Here is a 22,055-nt window from a genome sequence, read left to right as displayed (position 1 = left end):
GCGATATGCATCTTTTGCATTATGTTTGTCTTGTTTTATTAGACTTAGAAAAACAAAATGTGCTTCCGGATAAAATACAGAACAGTGGAACGAAGATCGCACAAATTTCTCGTCGCATCAAAGATACGCGCATTGTTGGAATACCATAATCAAGTTTTAGAATTTCATTCTTTTTACTTGCTATTCTTTTTAAGAAAATCGATCGAAGGCTGGAATGGATTGATAAAAGAAACCGTCCCAACTTTATCTATACTATAGAGCAAAGCAATCATTTTTGTGTACCGTTCCTGCTTACCGGCTTTTATATTTTTACGAGTAGTAGCATAATTATTTTTGATTACTTCTAAATTTCCAACATCGCTATCCGGGTGTTTCTTGGCATATTCACTATTAGCTAATTCATGTGCATAAGCCACGGCATTTTCTTCTGAATTCACGGCAATACCATCTTCCCAGAACTCAGCTATATATTTATCAGTACCCGCAGATTGTACCCTAACTTCCCATTCCCTTTCCAATTTTTTCTGATCATATCCTCCGATACTGGTAATAACCATCATGAATGTCCCGACATCTAAATGTGTTTGCGTCGTATAATCATTAATTGATTCAGCACCTAATGCCTGAGATTCCTTTCTCATTTCTTCAGTCCACGTTTTAGTCTGGATATCAATTAATTTGTTCTTCTCCGATTCAGGGTCGAATTGTTTTACTATTTCATCCAGATCGGATAACACCCGGTCTTTTATTGATATGAATTTTGGATCACTTTTTTCTAGATAAACAGTTGCTCCATTCTTTGTCTTAATATTACTTTTTGTTGTCTTCATAGTTTTTCCTGAATTATTTGATTGAGAGAAACAATATCCGCTGCCTAGTGAAATTAGCACACATATTGCAATAACAATTTGAGGAGAAAGCACTTTTCTTAGATGTTTAATTGGCTGCATTTGTTGATCCTTATATTTTTACAATTTTTGACGGAAGCATTCCATAGCAAAGCTTACTTATCAAACTGACATTGAGCATATTAGCTTTTTATCAAATTTATATACAATAGGTTGAGACAAAAATAACCAACAAGTGTACGGTATGTATTAGTAAGTAAAAGGTATGGGTTAAGAATTAATCGGTACCCGAAAATGAATGATCTGAATCTGGATTGATTATTTTATAAAGAGGCGGAGGAAGTGAAATTATTATTTCAGTTCCGTGAGCATTTTCATCGCGTATACTTAAGTCTTCAAACATTATCGGCTGCGGAAGATTCATCTTTGCACTAAGTAATTTCAGTCTCTCTTCAATTATCTGGATTCCCCTCGATATATGATCCTCTTCTTTTTTCTTCATGGCTTCTTTTAGTCCAATTCCGTTATCTGTTACTTTGATTATCAATGATCTGACAGTACTAGAATCAATTTCAACATCTTCAAATGAGAAAGAAACAGTAAGCAGACCTTTGATTCCTGAATCCATGATACCGTGCCATAGAGAATTTTCCACAAAGGGTTGTATGATCATGTTAGGTATCATCAAATAACCGGTATGGACATCAGTTCCGGTGATAATTTCATATGAAAAACTATCCTGGAATCTTAACTTTTCTAAATCGAGATAAAGTTTCAGCCGACTGATCTCTTCGTACAATAAAATGAATCCGCTCCCCGCTGTATCAAGATTTTTCCTCATCAGCTTTGCCATCATGGCTATATAGTCGTTTGCTTCTTCATATCTTTGAGTGTTTACAAGATACTGGACCGAGTTAAGTGAGTTGGAGATAAAATGCGGATTCATCATAGCCGAAAGCGCCTGGTGTTTTAAATCATTAATTCTTTCTGTAAGCTCCAATTGTTCATTATTTTTTTCCCTATTTAGTTTTAATCTCCAACTTAATATTAGTAGGGCTGTAATTATTAGTAAAGTCATAATGATGAGGTTAAACCAAATTGTCTCAATAAAGTGCGGGAGAATTCTAAAAGTTATTAAGTATGGTTTGCCCCAATCTGTATTCTGATCTTTGGCCATTATTTGAAGATTGTAAACCCCATACTTAAGTGAACTAAAATCAAGAAAATCATTTTTAGTCTCTCTCACATCACCGTTTAATATATATCTAAATTGCACCGATCCGGGTGAAGAATAATTAATAACTCTAAAATTTAAGTACACATTATTTTGATCGGGCTGAAGAACCAAATTGTTTTGAGATGAATAAGTAAATTGGTTTACCCGTATACTATTGATTTTGACTTCAAGAGGAAGATGCTTATAGTTGTCAAACATATTTACATCGAGAGAAGAAAGTCCGTTACTTGTACCTATATACAATATGTTCGTTCCGGAGTCATAATTAAGAGCAAGTACTTCATCTGAAGGAAGGCCTGTTTTACTATTAAGTAATTTTATTGAATTGCCGTCAATTAAATAAAGCCCCTTCATGCTTCCAACCCAAATTCTGTTTTTGCTATCAGAAACAACAGAAGTAGTAGTTGACAAATCATGATTTAATATACTTGTATAGCTTGTAACCGAATTATTATTAAGATTATATTTTGCAAATCCTTTTGCACCTGTGAACCATATATTGTTTTTAGTATCCTCATAAATTGAATTAATTTTGGAACTCAGCACAGGATCGTCTTTAAAAAAAGTTTTATTAAAATTGGTTATTTCAGATTTACCAGAACTACCTGATAATTTGCATAAGCCAAGACTTGTACCAACCCAAATATTTTTACGCTTATCTTCAAGAATTACATTTACGCGATTTTGAATAGTGCTGTCCCCAAATATTTGAATCGAATGGAAATCTGTCCGTTTATTGTAATACCCGTTAAAGCTACTTATGGAATTGCCAATACTTCCATACAAATAAGAACCATTCATTGTTTTGTAAAATGACGAGGTGACTATAAACCGGAATTTCAATCCATTACACGAGACATTTTTTATCTCAGGGTTTTCGGGTGCCCAGCAGACATACATATAATCATCAAAACTATTAATACTGTTTATGTAACCCGATATATCCTTGCCCGAATTATCTTTTACTCTTTCAACGACCCCATTTTGTAAAATACTAATGCCGTTAATCGTTCCGATTAATAATCTGCCAGATTTTTCTTTTTCGATACTAATAACATTATTATTATTTAGCCCATCATTTTCAGTATAGTTTTTTATATAAAGATTATTTAAACAATAAACGCCTTTACCGTACGTGCCTATCCATATGTTACCTTCACTATCTTCATAAAAACAATCAACCTGAGTGTTTTCAAGCCCCATCTTACTTCCCATCTCAATTATTTTACTGGAGTTGTTGGGAATCAAAAAGAAACCTTTGCCCAAAATCGAAAACCATATATTATTTTCTTTATCGCAGAATATATGATAAAACATTTTGTCGTGATGTGAGTCGATACTTATTTTTTTAATAACGCGATTATTCTTTACGAGATAGATTGATCCTCTCGCACCGATAAAGTAACTGCCGTCGCTTCGTTCGGCCAGACAATAAAAATTGGTATCAGGCAAGCCGGCTATATTCATTTTGAAAAGTAAATTATTAGTTATTTTGTATAATCCTTTTGAAGTAAGGACAACTAATTTATTGTCTAATAATTTTGCGATTCGCAGTAAATAAAAAGGGAGTGGCTCAATTATATGATCTGTAAAGTTTGTCTTTGAATTTTGATCTGTAATAAATATCGAATAGTTCGTATATGTATATATTTTCCCGTGGTAATTTAATAAATATGTTGTATTAAAATTTTTACCGTTAATTCTATCTCTGTAGTTTTCAATTTTTCCATCTTTTAAAATATTTATTCCTTTTTCATAATTACCTAAATAGATCTCACCGCTGTCTCCTTCCACCAAGGATGTTATTACATTCGAATTAAGACCATCTTTGACATTAAATGTTGTGAAATGTTTTCCATCAAACTTGTTTAAACCATTTAAAGTGCCGAACCAAATAAATCCGTCTTTATCCTGCATAATATCAAAAACAGTAGAAGAAGCCATCCCGTCCGATGAAGTATAGTGGTAATAAGAAGGGGTCTGCGAAAAAAGAGAGGCAAATTGTAAAAAACTGAGTAAAGTAAATATTTGAATTTTTTTTAACATTATCAGACAGTCTTTAGCGCTGTCTTTATTTTTTGAATAAACTCTGGGGTTTTCCGGCGTGATATTTCTATTTTACTGCCATCAATCATTGTTACAAAATTTCCGCTCAGGTTTGAATAGTCTTTGATATACTTCAGATTAATTAGGTGCGATTTGTGGATTCTGAAAAATTTTTCTTTTGGTAAATTATCTTCAAAATCTTTTAAAGTGCGGGATACAACTACATTTTTCCCCTCTTTAATTACCACTTTTGTATAACATCCTTCTGCCTCCAGTCTGATTATTTCATCTATCACAAGTACATTAAAGCCATGAGAAGCAGGAAGAACTAATTTTTCAATATCGAGAGGAGTCTCAATCTTTTTTGCCTTATTGTGAAGTAATAAAAGCTTTTTCACAGTCTGTTTTAGTTCTTTTATATTTATCGGTTTAAGAATATAATCAACAGCACCGGCTTTCACGGCTCTAATGCCGAATTCCTCATGTGCGCTGACAAATACTGTCATAAATTTGCACTCGTCGAATTCCTCAAGAAAATCAAACCCATCAAGTACCGGCATACTAATATCGAGAAAGACCACATCCGGATTATGAGCATTTACAAGTTTCTTTGCATTGACAACAGAGTCGGCACACGCAAGAATTTCAATCTCCGGGCAATATGTTTCAATGATCTTCTTAAGATTTTCCCTTCCGTGAAGTTCATCATCAATTATTATTGCTTTCAGCTTATTCATGAGTAATTATATTAAATATGTTTTGAATAATTATTTCAATCATCATAACTTATGTTTAGTTTGTGTACTACTTTATATTTGAAAATTTTTAAAAGAAAACTCCTTCAACAATATAGAATTTTGATACAACGAAAAGACGGTCTGGAAAGAAAAAGATTTTTGTTTTAAGATGATTCTCTTATCAACTAAATTGATTATAACTGATATGAATTTATCTAGAACAGTAAAATAAGTCAAGCAGTATTTTATTCGGAGTGAGTCATTAAAAATGCGGACGCAACAAGTGATAAATAATTTAAGTAGTGAACAGAATTGTAAATGTAGAGCCCTTGCCAATGTAGCTTTCTAATTGAATTGTTCCGTCGATTAATTCGATCATTCTTTTAGCGAGCGTCAAACCTAACCCGCATCCTTCATAGTTTCTTTTGTAACCTTCATCTGTTTGCCTGAATTCTTCAAATATGACCTCATAGTCATTCTCGGCTACGCCCATACCGGTATCCGATATTGAGATCGACACAATCTTGTTCTCATCAATAGATTTTATTTCCAAGTTTAGAACGATTTCTCCATACTCTGTATATTTTAACGCATTATCTAAAATATTATTTAATGCGATAGATAAGAGATCCGGATCTATAATAAGATAAATTTGCTCCGATTTTATATTGATCTTAAATGCTAAATTCTTCTCCTGGAATTTGGTGATGAATCTTTCGGAAATTTCTTTTATCAATCCCGTTATTTCTATCTGAACAAAATTGACGGGATAAGTGTTGGTTTGTAATTGAGAAAGATGAAGTACACCGTCCAAAGTTTTTAATAATCTTTGACCGGCACTCATAATATCTTTAGTCATCTCTTTTTGTTCAGCGTCTTCAAGTTCCATAGCTAAAACTTCAGAGAACCCCAGTATGCTTATTAGAGGAGTTCTAAACTCATGGCTCATATTTGCCAGCAATGCAGTCTTTATTCTATTTGATTCTTCCGCTTTTTCTTTAGAGATAACCAGCCGGAACTCGGCTTCAATCCTTTTATCAATTTCCTGATTGAGCTCAATATTTATTTTGCGAAGATCATTGGTCCTTTCTTCAACTCGTTGCTCCAGTTTGAAATGAGATTTTTGAAGTTCATCTTCCATTTTCTTTCGGTGAGTTATATCAATGAAACTTTCCAGATAAAATTCTTCGTTATTAATTTCTACCCTTGAACTTTTTCGTAGAACCGAAACGAGAGTCCCATTTTCTTTCTTAAGCAATCCTTCCTGGTTATCTATAAATTCGTTCGATCTATTTTGCGGACCCAGCGAGTACAAATATTTAGTAATTTCTTGGTCAATAAGAAATTCTTTACTCGATCCGATCATGGTTGATGCCATTTCATTCACATCAACTATCTTTTTGTTCGAAACGTTTACGAGCATGATACCAACTTGAACTCTATCCAATATATTTTTCAAATCCTTCGTGCTTTGAACATTTACCGTTTGACTTAACTGTTTGCGCTCCTCGGCTTTCTCTTTTTCCGTCTGCAGTTCAACTATCATGTTGTGATTTTCGAGAATGAGAGAGAAGATGTTTGAATAATTAGTAACGAAAAGATTTTGCACGTCATCAATAGGATGATTTTCTTTCAGTTCAATTATTGTTATTCCAAGTACACCGAACGTTCCGATCAATGGTATTATATAGAGATACTGATAGTTGAAATTGTGATCTTCCAACGAATAGAAAGTTGCAGATCCTGCTTCGAGGCATGCCGTAATTCCCCCTTTGTCGCTCAGTCTTTCGAAAAGAATAGTAGCAGTTTCCTCATTATGTTTTAATGATGCAAAATGATTGAAATCAAATGTATTCTTATTGAGCATAAACAAAGAGATATTGGTGCAGTCAAAATAATCTTTGTAAATTTTCAGACCGGCATCAATCACTTCGAATCTGGATCTTTTTTCGAACGTAGAATAATAGAATTTTGAAATTCTGTTTAATTCTTCCTCAAGAACAATATTTCCGGATGCATTATTCATCGTTAATCTACTAGTATAATCTTAATTGTGTGATTATAGTCTTCCCTCAATTTTTTGCTTATTGATTTTATGTAACCCGGTTTAAGTTTGACTGTGTTCCAGACTACATTATTTGGTTGAGATATAATAGAGCTTCCATCGAAGCCCAATTCCATAGCGTTAGCATATATATCCGCTATATAAATTGAACCCAGAAGAATATTATTCAGTTCATTCCCGTTCAGAATGTGATGATACCGTACTGTTTTTTGAATTGAAGGAGGGAGTTTCCATTTTTCCGCCAGAAGAGAACCGGCTATGGAGTGATCAGCTCCGAATACTTCCGTTTCTGCGTCTGATATAGTGATTTTCCTTACTTTCAATAAATCAAACACTTTTTGATATTCTTCTGGGGCATATTCCATAAAAATTAATTTGCCGATATCATGAAAAATTCCGGCGACAAAATAATTTTCCAAATTCTTTTCGTTAACCGATGCGCCAATAGCTCTTGCCAATATTCCAACTCCGATTGAATGAGACCATAAATCCACCGGACTATAATCTCTTAGTGCAGATTCCTTCGAAAACATATTTATAACCGAAAGAGCCAGTACAATGTTTCGCACTTCGTTAAAGCCTAGATAGAAAATCGCTTGCGAGATCGTATCAATTTTTCCGCGGAACCCGTAAAATGGTGAGTTAACAACTTTTAATATTTTGAATACCGAGGCCTGATCCGCCGAAATAATTTTTGAGATTTGGTCAACAGTATTATTCGGATCTTCGATTGCTTCAGTTAATTTAGAGTATACTGTGGGCAGCGTTGGAAGTGTATTAATTTTATTTATTATGTTTTCAATGGAAATCATTTATATCACGAGAAATGGTTTTCAAGAATTCTTTCTAAGGCCAGTTGATAAATCTCTTCTTCAAATTGATTTCCGGGCTGCCATAATATTTTTTCGCTCAACTTTATTTTTGCTTTTTCAATTATTTCAGGATCGTAGGCTTTATGTTCAAAAGGTTCATCATCGGCGACAATTATAACTGAGGAAATCCCCCATACTTTCAACATTTTTTTTTGTTTGGACTCCAGCTTTGCATTCTCTGCAAGCATTATTTGTCCATATTTATTTTTTATGGGCTCCGCGAGCTCCATTCCATCTTCAATCATTTCGACGGGAATTGATTTACTCATCAAACTTTACCCTACTTCATTTCGCTGAATATTATTTATTATTTTCCCAATCCGTCTGACAAGGAAGTTCCCCTATTATTAGCATTATCGAGTGAAAGTGTATATAATTTAATTTTATAAGAAGACTAACTTTCTATACTTAAACATTTCAATGTAAGAATTGCGGTTTTTAGATATTCCGTTTTAATACATCTTTGAGGGTATTAAAAGAAATTATTTTGTTTAGCACATCGTATTGCGGCTTGAATAAAAAGAAATTATGTGAGATTCGAGATTTCGAGCTGCTTCAAAGATTTTCAATCGCTGGTTAATTATTCACAGTGAAAGAAATGTGGTTGGATAATATCTTTACGTTGAGATTTTTGCAGAACTTAAGGCGTTCGTTAATCGGCAATAAGATTTTATCTTGAATTTTTATAATTCCTAATAGGTAATCTTCTAAATATTTGACTGTAGACAAGGAACGGTTTGGTCCGCCATTTTTTATTGAATATCAACGAGGATGTTCTACTTGTAATAACCAGTAAAGATAGACAAAAGATAATTACCTCTAAATTCATCAAGCAATAACAATCTTTCAGATTTTAATTCTCTATAATACTTTCCTGACAGATCCTTAATCGATCTAATTAATACTATTTAATAATTTTACTTGCCCTTTCACCTTTTGGGAGAAAGGTCTCTCGAAGTTTCTTAGATCGTTACCATTCAAGAAAATATTTTTTGAAACAGAATCAGATACAGATACAAAATGTTTTGCAGAACCTTTTGAAACCGAATTTTCTATAAAAACATCTTGACTTCTGGTAAGACCGATCAAATTATTTGCTTCACCGTTTACCATTGCGTCCAATTGATTAATTGCTACATCTTTTGAATCATCAAATATTATGGCGGGACGTTGATCTGTTTCCTTGAAAGAAATATTTACGTTAATAAGTTTTATTCCGCGGACATGTCTAAAATAAAATCCGTAAGCAGGAAGATTTCCCCACATCGTTCCTTCGGGATAATTTTCTTCTAATTCTGGAATTTCTGTTTTATAATCTTCTTTTTTCACACCGCCATTAAAAACAATTGTAATGTTATTAAGCATAACGTTTTCAATGTAATGGTTCGGTATTCCTGTAACTGAACAGCCGAAACTTTTAATGTTCGTAGCAATTACGTTGCCGATGCTTACATTTCTAAATTCCCCGACACCAGCAGGCGAAGCGCTTTCTGAATATTTACGTGCTCTATTTCCTAACCTTAAAAATATTGGAACATCCGGTCCATCTATGTTTATATTCGAAATTACTACTCCTTCCAGAATTCCACCGTCAACAGTTGATAAGTTTATCCCACCGTTTCCTGTAGGTGAACCGAAAATAGTTTTTTTAACCCTCGATGGTTTTATAATAATATTCGATACAGCAATGTTTCTGAAACCACCTGTTGATTCTGTCCCTAATTTAAGAGCATTACAGTGACTGCTGACAATACAATTATTGATTACAACATTTTCGGTAATATGCGGAGATGTACTCTTTAAAACAATTCCATCGTCATCTGTATCGCCAATGCAATCGGAAATAATAACGTTGCTGCATCCGTCAATGTCTATCATATCGTTATTTTGATTTGCATGATTGAAAACTTTTATACCTCTAATTACCAAGTCGTTACATGCAAGATATTGCTGCATCCACATTGCTGAGTTTTGAAGCGTTAGATTTTCAATCCTAACTTGTTCGCATTCTACAAATCTGATGATGAATGGTCTGTTTTTATAGCGGTCGGGCTTTACTTTTGTGGTTACTTTGAATGAGCCGCCTTGCCCGTCAATTATCCCTTCGCCCCGAATCGAAATATTTTTTACTTTCTCTGCATAGAATAAACTGTATTTTAGAAAAGCATCGTTGTATGATCGAAGTTCCGGCTGATGTTCGATATAATCATTTAGATTAGTGCTGCCAAGAATTATCGCGCCGTTTACGAGGTATATATCTACATTACTTTTCAACACCAATGAACCGGTTAAGTATTTACCAGGTGAAAAGAATACAGTTCCTCCTTCCTCGGCGCACTTATCAATTGCATTCTGAATCGCTTTTGTGTCTAAAGAAACACCGTCCCCTTTAGCGCCAAAATCTTTAACAAATATTTCACGCGTGGTTTGTGCAGACAAATTGATAATAAAAATAAAACTGCAGAGAGCAAAAAATTTACTCCGATCTAAATTCATAATTCCTATTCCCTAATTATTTATCGTCCCGCAAATTTACTTTCACAGTATATACTTGAGGTGTGCCGGTTTTATCTGTGCTTAACATAATATATTTTCCATCCGGGCTGAAATGAGGGTGCGGATGTGTCGGCTGTTCACCCCAAGATGAATCATGCCGAAATAATTTTTCTTCCTTTATTATTTTATCTCTGTTAAAGGTCCACATTGTTAATATCATTCCGTTGTTTTGATCAGCCACCCAATGTTTATTATCTTTGAAAACTTGCGAGTGAGCCGGGCCAACCGGAACCTCAAACATAAAATTGTCGCTGCCGTCAGGCTTGCAAGAACCAAGAAACTGTCTTCCTTTATTTGGTCCGAACATATAACGTGCGGAATATCCGAACCTTGATCCATCATAAAACCAAAATTCATGTGTTCGATGAATTCCGAATTCCTGCGGTCCAACTGGTCCCCCGTCAGTCCCGTCAATATTTATCCAAAAAAATCTTATCGGTACATTTCCAACAGTTCCCGGACCACCTTTTCTATACTGATGCTGCCAGGCATATGATATGATTTTGGGATTTGTCGGAGATGCTTGCAGATGGCTAATATTGATTCCGTAATCAGGTGAGATTTGTTTTACATCTCCCGTCACCAGATCAAACCTCATTATAGCATATGGACCCGTACTATTGTTACTGCTATAACCTGGATTTTTGTTTACTGAAAAAACCAAATATTTTGCATCGCATGTAACCGTAAATGATTTTAAATCGGCTGAAGAATTTTTAATGACAAGTTTATTCTTGAGAGTTTCATAGTTTAACACACGGATCGAATTATCAACCTCGTACCAAATCTGTTTTAATTTAGGGTAATGCCATGCCGCTCCGCTAACATCGGTAGTATTATCTGTTAATTGCGTAATAGTACCATTGCCAAGATTCAGCTTGAATAAATTAATCGCACCGGCTCTGTCTGAATAAATAATTGCATCATTTTCATCAATGAATGATTCTACATTAAAATAAAGATGCCAGTTTTTCCCAGTAGTTGTCCATTGTGTTATTTCATATTTGGTTGAATCATCAATCCACGTTTTCTTTTCACTCAGCCAGATTTTTCCGATCCCATTTTGCTGTGCAATGTTCGCTGTCGGAGAAAAAGAAAATAAAATCAAGATGCTTACTATAATTGAGTTTTTCATTTTGGCTTCTTTTCAGAAAGAATTAAACTATTCTAAGAGCGATGCCGATTCAGCATCGAGAAATAAAATAGAATTAGAATGCGTTCTTAAAATTGTCGCTGGACATTTTGTTGAGATTTCTGATTTCATTGTATTCTTCACTGCTTCAGCTTTTCTGATTCCGGGAACAACTATATTTAAATATTTGGCAGAAAGTAATGCCGGTACCGTTAAGGTATATGCTGTTTTTGGAACTTCGTCGATACTTTTGAATCCGGCATCATTTACTTGCTGTGCTTTGCATTTTTCTTCAAGCTCAACAACCTTCATAAAAGTTTTGTCATTAAAATCCGCAACCGGTGGGTCATTAAATGCAACGTGTCCGTTTTCACCTATACCCATTAGAACTATGTCAATCGGCTTTTCCCGTATTAATGCTTCATATCTTTTGCATTCTTTAGCCGTATTCCTTTCCCGAGAATTTATTAAATGAACGGACTTGAATTTAACTTTTGAAAAGATATGCTCATTTAGATAAACGCTGAATAATTTATCAGAATTTTCAGGCAGTCCGATATATTCATCCATATGAAATGCGACGATTTTTGACCAGTCAATTAATTTGTCATTACAAAGCTCTTTTAAAAATTCATTCTGCGAAGGAGCTGCAGCAAATACAATTCGTATTTCCTCTTTTCTCAATAGTAAATCGTTAATTAGTCTGCTAACATGTTGAGCCGATAATTTTCCAAGCGCCGTTCTGTTCTCCGCTACAACTGCATTCAACTTTTCTGCCGTAAAAGATCTTAATACACCTGTTTCCATTTTCTAGATTTTCCTTTGATTGAAGATTAGATTATTGATAATATTTCATAGTCATCATTTAATTATTTATTGGTCCGTAGATATTTTTCCAGCCTATCAACTTCGATTGCCGATGTAATAACTGCTCCAAGTCCACGCGGATCGTTATTGTACCTGTCTCTTGTTTTATAAAACTCTGATGTATATCCTATTCCGGTTCCGCAGCAAATATCTTTAACTATTCCGTCTTGGCTGAAATTGTTTTGCAAAGCGTTCCAGGCCTTCATAACATTAGCTGAATATTTTTTATCAATCATTCCATTTATAATTGCCCGGGAGAAACCAATGATAAACATTGATGTGCATGATGTTTCTTCGAACGAGCTTTTATCATCTAGAATTTGGTGCCACATTCCTGATTCATCTTGAAATTTTATTAATCCTCTTAAATGGTTTGTGAATATTTTCTCAACTTGTTTAAATAAAGGATGATTCTTTGGCAAATTCTGTATTAGTTCCGAGGTTGCCCATATAACCCATCCGTTAGCTCTTCCCCAAAATATTTTTGATTTTTCATTAGACTGGCTGAACCAGCCGTGCTTATACAAACCTTTCTCAGCATCAAAAAGATATTTATTAAAATTAATTACTTGTTTAGCGGCATCGTCAAGGTATTTTTTATTATGATTTATCCTGGCGGCTCTTACAAAGAGCGGAACCGACATAAAAAGATCGTCTGCCCATACGGTCCATTTTTCTGGCTCGGGACGGCATAAAGTTCCATCGCTCAATCTTGGCTGCTCTTTGTAAACGTAATTAACCATCTCATTTAGAAGCGCATCATATCTCTTAGTTTTATCAATTAATTCAAGTTCAGCAAACGGAAGAGATGGTGAACCGGCATCATCAAGCATACATTTCCGGAATATGCGGTAGAAACTCCCACGGAGATCATGATCTTTGTAATATTGTTTTTTGAACTGAGTTAAGTTATCAATGATGAAATTACAATACTCATTTACGAATTCTTTATAACGCAAGTCGTCTGTTGCATCAGATAGAGTTGCTACCGTCATCATTAATATTCCATTCGGGTAATTCCAATCTGCATAAGAATCTTTCTTAAATGTATTGAGAGGATTAATTGCAAGTTTTTTCAATAAAGCGGGTTTTGGAATAATACAATCATAATTCTTAAATGTTTTTTCGTCATAAAGACTATCAAGTAAAAGCTTGCTTGGGTAATTGTTGATGATCTTGGAAGAACCCATTTTTGATTTCACCAAGTAGCACCAAGACCATGTAAATTTCTTTTCCTGATGTATGGGTTCGAATTTAGCTATTGGTTTCTTCTCGGCAGCTGTTATTTCTCTTAAATATATAATTGAATTTTTAGTTTTTGGCGAGTAAACAATAATTCTGTTTTCACCTTTGTTAAGACTAACCGAAAAAGTATCTTGATAAGTGAACATCTCGTAAGCAATTTCATTGAAACGGAACTTTGTATGTCTTGAATTTTGGAAGACTAATTGATTATTGATCCATATTTTAAATGGTTCGGAATAGCTAATACCGAACATCAAATTTATTTTTTCAGTTGCAATAATTTTTGCGAACGCATAAACATTTGCCGTGTTCCGGTCATTAAATGCTTTTGGAAAATCAATCACCTGAAGATCAAATGAAGGTTTTTGTTCAATTTCCGTGAATTCAAAAGAAGTCTCTCTAATTACTCTATCAGCTATTCTTTTTGCAATTTGCAAAGGATCTAACTTTGTGTCCTGTGCAAATAGGCTGCTGCTAATAATCCACAAAACGAATAATGTTTTCTTCATGAAATATCTCTGCTAAAAAATAATTTTGTAACGGTTTTTTCTGCTTCTTACATCAACATCGGCTAATCTAAAAGTGAATCCCCACTCTCCGTTTGTTTGAGAAATTTTCAACATCAAATTATTTATTCCTTTTTGGAGAGGTAACCCAAAGTAGTATTCATCCGGAATTAATCTTCCGTTCGATTCACGACTGAAAACCTTTCCCCCATTAAGAAAGATTTCAATCCCATCACTAAACCCGACAAGCGTTTTTACAGTTGTGTCTTTATTCACTTCTATTGTAGCAAACACATAACTAACAACGTTCTTATTATTCTTCGGAAACATTTCTGTGAGATTAACAATGTCTTGGTATGAAGTTGCAATTCTAGACCAGCGGTACTTAGTTGAATCAAAATAAAATTCCTGCGTTACTTTCGGATGAATAAAAAATTCGCCGCCTATTTCAGCTAGATAATCGATTTTGGAAAGAGGTTTCCCGTCTCTATTGGGGAAAGGATTTACTGCAAGCCATTCTCTAAAATATTTACCCGGTAACTTGGAAATAGTTAATCTGGTTTCCTCGCTTGAAGAAATCGGAAGACCGGAATCCAGCCTTTTTAATGATTCCAGTAACTTTGTTTTAACATCAGTAAAATCATTTATTTTATTCTGATAGCCTCCGGTAATCCGGTCTAACGCATAAGTATGATTTTCTTCCAGCCAAAGTTTTTCAAATTCGAACTTCAGAGAAATTTCATTTTTAATGATCCCGCTTATCAGGTTGATCGATTCAAGTATTGATCTCCTTGCTTCCGGTCTATCATGAATAAATATTGAATCGGCACGAGAATATAAGTTGGCAGCTTTCAGCAAATTGAATCTTTCACTGGCAAGTGTGCTGTAAAGATCGCAGACAAAAAGAAAATATTTTTTATCGTTCCGGTAATTTACAGGATTACTTTTATTCATTATTGATTTTGCTTTGTCGGTTATTGCAATAACTTTATCCCAGTCATTTAATGAAACGCGTAAATGTTTTGATGAATCGGGAAGTAATTTCTCAAACAGAATTTTATCATTCATTCCATCAGTTGGTTCTAGATTTGATAATTCCAGTAACTTCCAGACAGCTTTGGTAAAATAATTTTCTTTATCGCCATACAGACCGGAATTAAAACGAGTATCAAAATCAGTTGAATCATTAGACTGCGAATTCCAGCTTTTATCAGCTGAATATGAAACTCCATACCAATCATTAGAAAAAAATGCATTCCCTCCATCGTCCCAAACGGTATTGATCATACCCATAGCACCGGATTTTACTGCAGCGTTCACAAATCCTTTAATGTTTCCAAATGACTGTGTATAGTTAGGGAATAATCTACCGGAATTAAGAACGCCGGGTGTAACAAAAAATTTAAAACCAGCTTCTTTGATCGGGTCTATAAATTTTGCATACGAATCGAGATCATCGTATGTCCAAGTTCCTATGATGATATCCTTCGGAAGTTTCTTGAATAGATCCGGATATTCCAGGAGTACATCGCCCCAAATAATTACTTGTTTACCAAGATTCTTAACAATGTTGTAAAGTTTAATAATGTGCTGATAATAAACTTCCGCATAACCGAGACTGTCAACCATTTTTTTAGAAGCGCCTTTTCCAAGGTCAAATGTTTCATCGCAATTTATACTAAAAAACGGAGCGAAAAATACCGGAACCATTTCTGAATAAATATCTTTTAAAAATTTATAACTTGCAGGAAGAAGAGGCGAAATCATTGTTCCGCTTTCTCCAAGATGTGCATACTCCGGTGTGCTCAATATATTGTTAAAATGACCGAACGATTGGAAGTTACCAATCATCATTATGTTATACTTAAAAGCATAATCTGAAATTTCTTTCCATTGCGCAATCGTAAGTGAACCGTCAACAGGTGCAAATTCTGGATGACTTTTTGTCTTAACAACGTGTTCAATGTAAGGAGTAAAAAAGTTTATTTTCATTTCGGCAAGTCTTCGTATCTGGTATTTCATAAACTCAACAGTCGGGATCGGTCCGCGGCTGATATCATCCATTACGACTCGGTATTTGAGTGAAGACCAATCCTTAATTCTCACTCCTCTTAGAAATGAATTCCTTGTTCCCCTAATCATTTGCTTTATAGTCTGGATTCCATAGAACAATCCTTTTTGATTGTTAGCAGCAATGATTATGGTTTTAGCGGTTATCAATAATTTATAACCTTCTTCACCGAGTATTTCTTCCGGAAATAAATTGTGGCTCTTACAAATCGATTTGAAATTTTTATCTTCCGATGGGATGCCGATTTGTATGGTTTCTGAAGTTTCGGATTTGAGAGAACTTGAAGTGCTCACATGTTTTTTAAAAACATCTTGCAATTCTTCGATGGCAATATTAACCGGTTCATAATTCTTGCAAAACAATTTTATCATTGGAGACGGGTTATCAAGCAAAAATTTTTCTTCGGTGAATTTGAATTCTTGAGGTTGAGGAATAACAGTCAATATTTCTTCTTGTGCCAAGATTGGCAAACTGAAGATTAAAGCAACTATACAAATGTTTATATTTTTTTTCATTTTGATGGGGCTTTTGTTTTAAGCCAATTTGATTCTAGAAATTCTGCAGCATTTTTGTATGCATCATCAAGATTATCAACAATGGATTCTTCCCCGCCAATATCAATTCCAATATCGCCATCATATTCAATTTCATGCAAAGTTTTTAAGAATTCCTTCCAGTTGATTTTCCCTTTACCGACAGCTAGATGCTCTACTTTTGATCCGCGATTATCAGATAGATGGATGTAACTCACATGATCTTTTATTCTTTTGAGTGAAGTGGTAGGATCTTCCGAATGAGCAAATAGATTGGCTGTATCAAGATTGAATTTGAGATTCTCTTTATTAACTGCATTGTAGAAATCCAAAAAAGTTTCCGCCGAATCAGTGATAACTCCTGTTGCGGGATGAAGCTGGTAAGTTAAATTATACTTATCGGCAATATCGCAGAGTGTTTTAAAAGTAGGTATCAGTCCATCCCAAAATTTCTGCCATGAAAAATCAGCCGGGTAAGAGGCGGCATTTAACACCTCATTGCTATAATGCCGTAAAATCGGAATACCCTTCGGAAATTCATACGGTGGAATAGGTGCATTATCAAGTATGCCTTTCGCGTTGAATAAAGAAGCGATTTCACACCCCTTCTCAAACAACTCAATATTATGATTGCGGATATTTTCATCCATCGAGGATAATTCGGGGAGTACCGCGCAGAAATAAGGAACATTTAATTTCAGTTTATCAAGTTTCTTTTTTATTTCATCTCTTTGTTCATATACTTGTAATAGATGAGGTTCACGTATTCCTTCAATTTCAACTGAAGTAAAACCGAGAGCATGCATTTCTTCCAGATATTTATTTGTATTTTCTGCAGGAGGAGGATAACCATATTTAGTTATCGGATAGAGATAACAACATATAATTTTTTTATTGTACAATTCAATTCCTCAATTTAGAATAAACCAAACAGAGCTACCGCACTTATGACTGACATGATGATTGTGAAAACAGCTATTAGCGACAATATCAAATTCATACCTAAGCCGATTTTATGTTCGCCCATTAACGATTTTCTATTCAGCAAAATCAGCGTAAGTATAATAACAAGCGGTGTAACTAGAAGTGTAAATGCCTGGGATGCTATCATAACCAAAACCGGCTTGCCGCCAAAAATCGGTACAATGAGACCAAGCGAAGCGTAAAAAATTATTATCGCTTTATTTCTGGTTTTCCCGAAATCCAATTCTTCTCCAAGATAATCCGAAAGCAGCAGAGGAACCAGCATATAATGAGGATAAAGAGATGATAAACCTGCGGAGACAATTCCCACAACGAACAACGAAATGGCAAATCTTCCGGCAAGCGGTTCAAGAAGACGGATCATATCGATTGCGTTTTCAATATGCAATCCTTTTGGGAATAAGGTTCCCGCAGCACACGCCATCACTGCAATGCTTAGAAGAAACATCAACGATGATGAGATTATTGCGTCTCTTCTTTCAATTTTAATATCGCTCAGTTTCCATTTTGCCTGTTTTATGGTAATAGACCTAACCACATATAAGACCCCTCCCATTGTGGTACCAAGCATTCCAGTAACAATCAAAGATGCGCCAACTTCATTCGGGATATTTGGTATCAAACCCCTTATAACAATTCCCGCATCGGGAATAACCATAAACATTGTTAATATGAATGATAAACCCATCAAAGCGACAAACACCGTTAATATCTTCTCAACAAAACTGTATTTCCCTTTGATCAATGTATATACCATAATTACAGCGAAAAAAACTGCAAGAAAAATTGTACTTATTCCTTCTCCGGAAGTAGTTAAAGGTTTCGACCACTCTTTTACTACCTCCGTAACAATCGCCATTACGCCGATACTTGAGACCATTTCGGTAAAGACCAACACGAAGAGTACAAGCAAAGCAACAGGTTTGCCGAAATATTTTTTATAGCTGAATAAAGCTGTTTCTCCGGTCACAACTGTAAATTTTCCAAAAGCCATCAGGAGAAAATATGTAAAAACACACGCTGCAAGAACAGTCCATGTAAGCATCATATTATATGAAGCACCTGCTTGAGCCATTGTTGTTACACTTCCTGTACCGATATTGTATCCAACCAATAACATTCCCGGAGCGATAGAAGAAAGAAAGATCAATAATTTTTTCTTGGTAGTTTTCATACTATTTCAACGCAATAATTTTTTATGAAATGATTTGTTAATTAATTTAAAAAACTTTTATTGTGAAACACTTTTATGAATTTTAATAGTAGATGCCCAATAAGTCGCTTGTTCTCCGTTAATACCTAAAGGCATCGAATGAAAAGAAAGAGATAAATCACCTTTAACAGGAATTGTTTGAACTCCCACTATCATTTCATATTTATTATTCGGGAATGAGACCGACTCGACCTTTAACTTTTCATCTCTTTTGTACAGTGCAACATCTGTGATCTTCACAGATGAAGGATCAATCTGACCTGAGAAGTAGATGATAACTTTATTACCGTCAATATAATTTCTAACAATTCTTGGTTTTTCCTTGTATTCGATACTTCCATCCGGAGGAATCATAAACCTGAACGGAGGACCCTCTACCAATTTATTATTTTCATATGCACCGATATCGGGGGCCTTGCCTTCAAAACTCTGCTTCCAATCAAATTCCGGGAAAGACATAATTTTACCGGCATCTATTCCCGGGCTGCCCTTTGCTAGAATCAAATTTTGTTTAACCGGATCAGCAAATTTAATGTCGCTTATCTTTCCGTAATTTTCTTGATTGTGATCGATAAAAACTTTTGCCCAAGTTCGATTTGAAATATCATAATCAAATTCATTAGTGTCGTTCCATTGGTACAGATACCAAGCAGTATCGCCTGTAAAAAAATAGGCGTTATTAAAATGCTTGAACAAGATCAACTCATCTTCGCTTCTCATCGCCTTTGCAAGGCCGTAAAAACTATTGTTAAATGCGTACATAGGAAACGAGCGCTTTCGCTGTCCACCGTAAATTTTCCAAAAACCCGTACAAACAGTTCGAGCCCATGAATCGTTATCGGTCGTGACAACATTTCCGTAATAATAAACTTCTCCGCCTTCCACATTATCAACAGACATTGTCCGGTGAACATTGTGGGATAAATTATGATAAACATGAAGATTATATGTATATATCTCGGGTTCAAAATCGTTATCGCGTACTTGAGAAATATCGTTATCATAGATTTCGATATTAGCATCAAGTCCTTTTACGCCTCTCCACCTAACGGCATTGAAGGCATTAATGATTTTGTTTCCTCTTATTACGATTGATCCGCCGGTGCCGCTGAAATCAATAATAGATCCGTTGAAATACATCATACTTCCGTGGTGCATCGAGGTCCATGCGTCAACGCCGACTTTATCAGCAACCAAATGCCAGAGCAAATCTCCGCCCTGATCCCAGAAACATTTTTCAACAAGAATATGATGTGTTTGAATACCGCCGGCAGAAATTACTCTGCGTCCTCCAAAAAATCGGCAACTTCGAAATGTTATGTATGAAGAATTTTTAATATTGATCGGATATGTCCAACCATTGATGAATTTAATTTTTTCAACAACAATCCAATTTGAGTTATTCAATAAAATCCATGAATTAGTCAAATCCATTGCGGGAGTTTCAGCACCTCCCTCAATGACCGGATATTCATTTTCATTTATAGAAAATCCTTTAATGTAAATTGGGTTTTCAGGCTTGCCGCTTTTTGAGTTGAGATTAATTATTTCTTTATAAATTCCCGGCAAAATAATAACAGAATCACCGGCTTCGGCTTTCCCGATAGCACAATTAATAGTTCTTAACGGTTCTTCAATTAACATTCCCGAATTTGAATCATAACCGTTAGTTCCTACATAAAATTGCTTCGGCTGCGACAATACAAACCCGTTTAAAAAGAAAAGAGAAATTGATGTAAAGATTAGAATTCTATTTAGGAAAGAGCGCATATTTTACTCGTTAAATTTATATTTATAATAATCGACAAGGAACCTAATTCCGAACGGTGTACCAACATCTCTTTGAGCCATCCATATTTTACCGTTTTTCCGTCTGGTTCGCAGATCAATAACAGCACCTCTTAAATTTTTATCCGGATGATTTTCCGAGAATCTGTTTGCGATAATCCACTTTGCAGATTTTTCAATATTATCTTTAAATTCATTTCCAACACCGGCTTTAACCAAACGGATCCACAATGAACCGGCAAATGCAACTGCCGAACCGGTAATAGAATTTTCATTGTCTCTGCCATCGACATAGTTTATGTAAAAAATTGTACCGTCTTTCTTCTGGGCTTTTTTAAATGTCACTAAAGTTTTCTTTGCGGCTTCCAAATATTTTTTATTGCCGGTAAGATCGAAACCCTCAAGCAGCGATTCAGCATACCATAAATTAAAACGCGGATGAAAAGTTCCTTCATCTTTATTGTTCGGCGTAAAATCCATCCATAAACCATACTGATCTTGTTTTTCAACTAGACTTTCGCACAAATCAATAAATACTTGTTTGAATTTTTCATCCTTTGTGTATACGTACATATCCTTAAAAAGAGATCCTTCGTTATTAGGGCGAGCAAGATCGAATAGAACCTGTTTTTTCTTCTCGGGCCAAAACGGACTATTATCTTTTACAACATCACCTGTAACTGGATCAACGGCGTCGTAAAATATTTTTTGTTCCGGCACATACATATTAGCCAGCATCCATTTGCCGGCTTCAGTTGGAACTTGGGCATATTTTTTAATTCCCGTGACATTGTAAAGATTGAATAATCCCGGTGTGCCGTCTGTAATAGTTGCAAATACAATATAATTTATACCGTCCCCGTGAATCGCTTTCAACATTCCATTGAGTTTAGAGTTGTCCTTAATTTGAAGACTGCACCACCAATCGCCTGCCTTCTTAGCCGACGCAAGATATTTTTTGTTTTTGGTTACTTTGTATGCTTCAACCAATCCATTTATAATTTGACCGGTGTGCCACGGCGGTTCATAATCATACCATTTCCCTTCGGTCATAACATAATCGCAACGGGACTTGCCGTTTTCATCAAGCAAGACTTTGGATGCATAATCGGAAGTTTGGGAAATCGCCTTTAATAGTCCTTCTTTAGTAATTGAATTTTGCTGTGCGGTTATAGAATGATTTATATTTAATGACATTGTAAAAAGCAGCAACAATAAAAAACTTTTTTTGATCTTCATAATTACTCCGCGGTTTATAGTCCAACAGTATTTTAAGTTATCGCTCATCTTACTCTAAGAATATTATTCCAAATTATTTTCAGTAAATAACTATGTGAATTATGTAAGTATATGAC

The 22,055-nt window shown here is 34.9% G+C and carries 15 protein-coding genes; all 15 read right to left on the bottom strand.

The window, feature by feature from the left end; genetic code table 11:
* Positions 1 to 173 precede the first annotated feature (173 nt).
* The 15 genes from NTX65_13175 to NTX65_13105 all read right to left on the bottom strand — a co-directional run bounded on the left by NTX65_13175 (position 174) and on the right by NTX65_13105 (position 21,939).
* Positions 174 to 830 carry a hypothetical protein gene (locus NTX65_13175; protein ID MCX6170292.1) on the bottom strand — a complete coding sequence of 219 codons (657 nt, stop codon included), beginning with the start codon at positions 828 to 830 and terminating at the stop codon, positions 174 to 176.
* A 295-nt stretch (positions 831 to 1,125) separates the two neighbouring features.
* Complete coding sequence (locus tag NTX65_13170; protein MCX6170291.1) at positions 1,126 to 4,131, bottom strand: histidine kinase; 3,006 nt, start codon at positions 4,129 to 4,131, stop codon at positions 1,126 to 1,128.
* A gap of 2 nt (positions 4,132 to 4,133) precedes the next feature.
* Positions 4,134 to 4,868, bottom strand: a complete 735-nt coding sequence (locus NTX65_13165) for a LytTR family DNA-binding domain-containing protein (GenBank protein ID MCX6170290.1) — start codon at positions 4,866 to 4,868, stop codon at positions 4,134 to 4,136.
* A 295-nt stretch (positions 4,869 to 5,163) separates the two neighbouring features.
* Positions 5,164 to 6,894 (bottom strand): ATP-binding protein, encoded by a 1,731-nt coding sequence (locus tag NTX65_13160; protein ID MCX6170289.1) that lies wholly within the window; start codon positions 6,892 to 6,894, stop codon positions 5,164 to 5,166.
* 2 nt (positions 6,895 to 6,896) lie between these two features.
* Positions 6,897 to 7,745, bottom strand: a complete 849-nt coding sequence (locus NTX65_13155) for an HDOD domain-containing protein (GenBank protein ID MCX6170288.1) — start codon at positions 7,743 to 7,745, stop codon at positions 6,897 to 6,899.
* Positions 7,746 to 7,750: 5 nt separating this feature from the next.
* On the bottom strand, positions 7,751 to 8,074 hold the full coding sequence (locus NTX65_13150; GenBank protein MCX6170287.1) for a hypothetical protein: 324 nt from the start codon (positions 8,072 to 8,074) through the stop codon (positions 7,751 to 7,753).
* Positions 8,075 to 8,699: 625 nt separating this feature from the next.
* On the bottom strand, positions 8,700 to 10,301 hold the full coding sequence (locus tag NTX65_13145; protein ID MCX6170286.1) for a glycosyl hydrolase family 28 protein: 1,602 nt from the start codon (positions 10,299 to 10,301) through the stop codon (positions 8,700 to 8,702).
* Positions 10,302 to 10,317: 16 nt separating this feature from the next.
* Complete coding sequence (locus tag NTX65_13140) at positions 10,318 to 11,496, bottom strand: oligogalacturonate lyase family protein (GenBank protein MCX6170285.1); 1,179 nt, start codon at positions 11,494 to 11,496, stop codon at positions 10,318 to 10,320.
* A gap of 27 nt (positions 11,497 to 11,523) precedes the next feature.
* Positions 11,524 to 12,300: a glucosamine-6-phosphate deaminase gene (locus tag NTX65_13135; GenBank protein MCX6170284.1), complete on the bottom strand. Its 777-nt coding sequence runs from the start codon at positions 12,298 to 12,300 to the stop codon at positions 11,524 to 11,526.
* Positions 12,301 to 12,362: 62 nt separating this feature from the next.
* A complete protein-coding gene (locus NTX65_13130) occupies positions 12,363 to 14,114 on the bottom strand; it encodes a glycoside hydrolase family 88 protein (protein MCX6170283.1) in 1,752 nt (583 codons plus the stop codon).
* Positions 14,115 to 14,126: 12 nt separating this feature from the next.
* Positions 14,127 to 16,697 (bottom strand): family 20 glycosylhydrolase, encoded by a 2,571-nt coding sequence (locus tag NTX65_13125; protein MCX6170282.1) that lies wholly within the window; start codon positions 16,695 to 16,697, stop codon positions 14,127 to 14,129.
* Entirely contained in the window at positions 16,694 to 17,617 is a 924-nt protein-coding gene (locus NTX65_13120; GenBank protein MCX6170281.1) for a sugar phosphate isomerase/epimerase, read from the bottom strand. The genes NTX65_13125 and NTX65_13120 overlap by 4 nt, the downstream gene beginning before the upstream one ends.
* Before the next feature lie 14 nt (positions 17,618 to 17,631).
* A complete protein-coding gene (locus NTX65_13115) occupies positions 17,632 to 18,873 on the bottom strand; it encodes an Nramp family divalent metal transporter (protein MCX6170280.1) in 1,242 nt (413 codons plus the stop codon).
* A 57-nt stretch (positions 18,874 to 18,930) separates the two neighbouring features.
* Entirely contained in the window at positions 18,931 to 20,682 is a 1,752-nt protein-coding gene (locus NTX65_13110) for a hypothetical protein (protein ID MCX6170279.1), read from the bottom strand.
* 3 nt (positions 20,683 to 20,685) lie between these two features.
* Positions 20,686 to 21,939, bottom strand: coding sequence for a hypothetical protein (locus NTX65_13105; protein ID MCX6170278.1), 1,254 nt, complete (start codon positions 21,937 to 21,939; stop codon positions 20,686 to 20,688).
* Positions 21,940 to 22,055: the final 116 nt, after the last annotated feature.

The sequence above is a fragment of the Ignavibacteriales bacterium genome, from assembly GCA_026390795.1.
Taxonomy (GTDB): domain Bacteria; phylum Bacteroidota; class Ignavibacteria; order Ignavibacteriales; family Melioribacteraceae; genus Fen-1258.
Note: the sequence above shows the minus strand (reverse complement) of the source record. Positions and strands in the feature narration are given on the sequence as shown.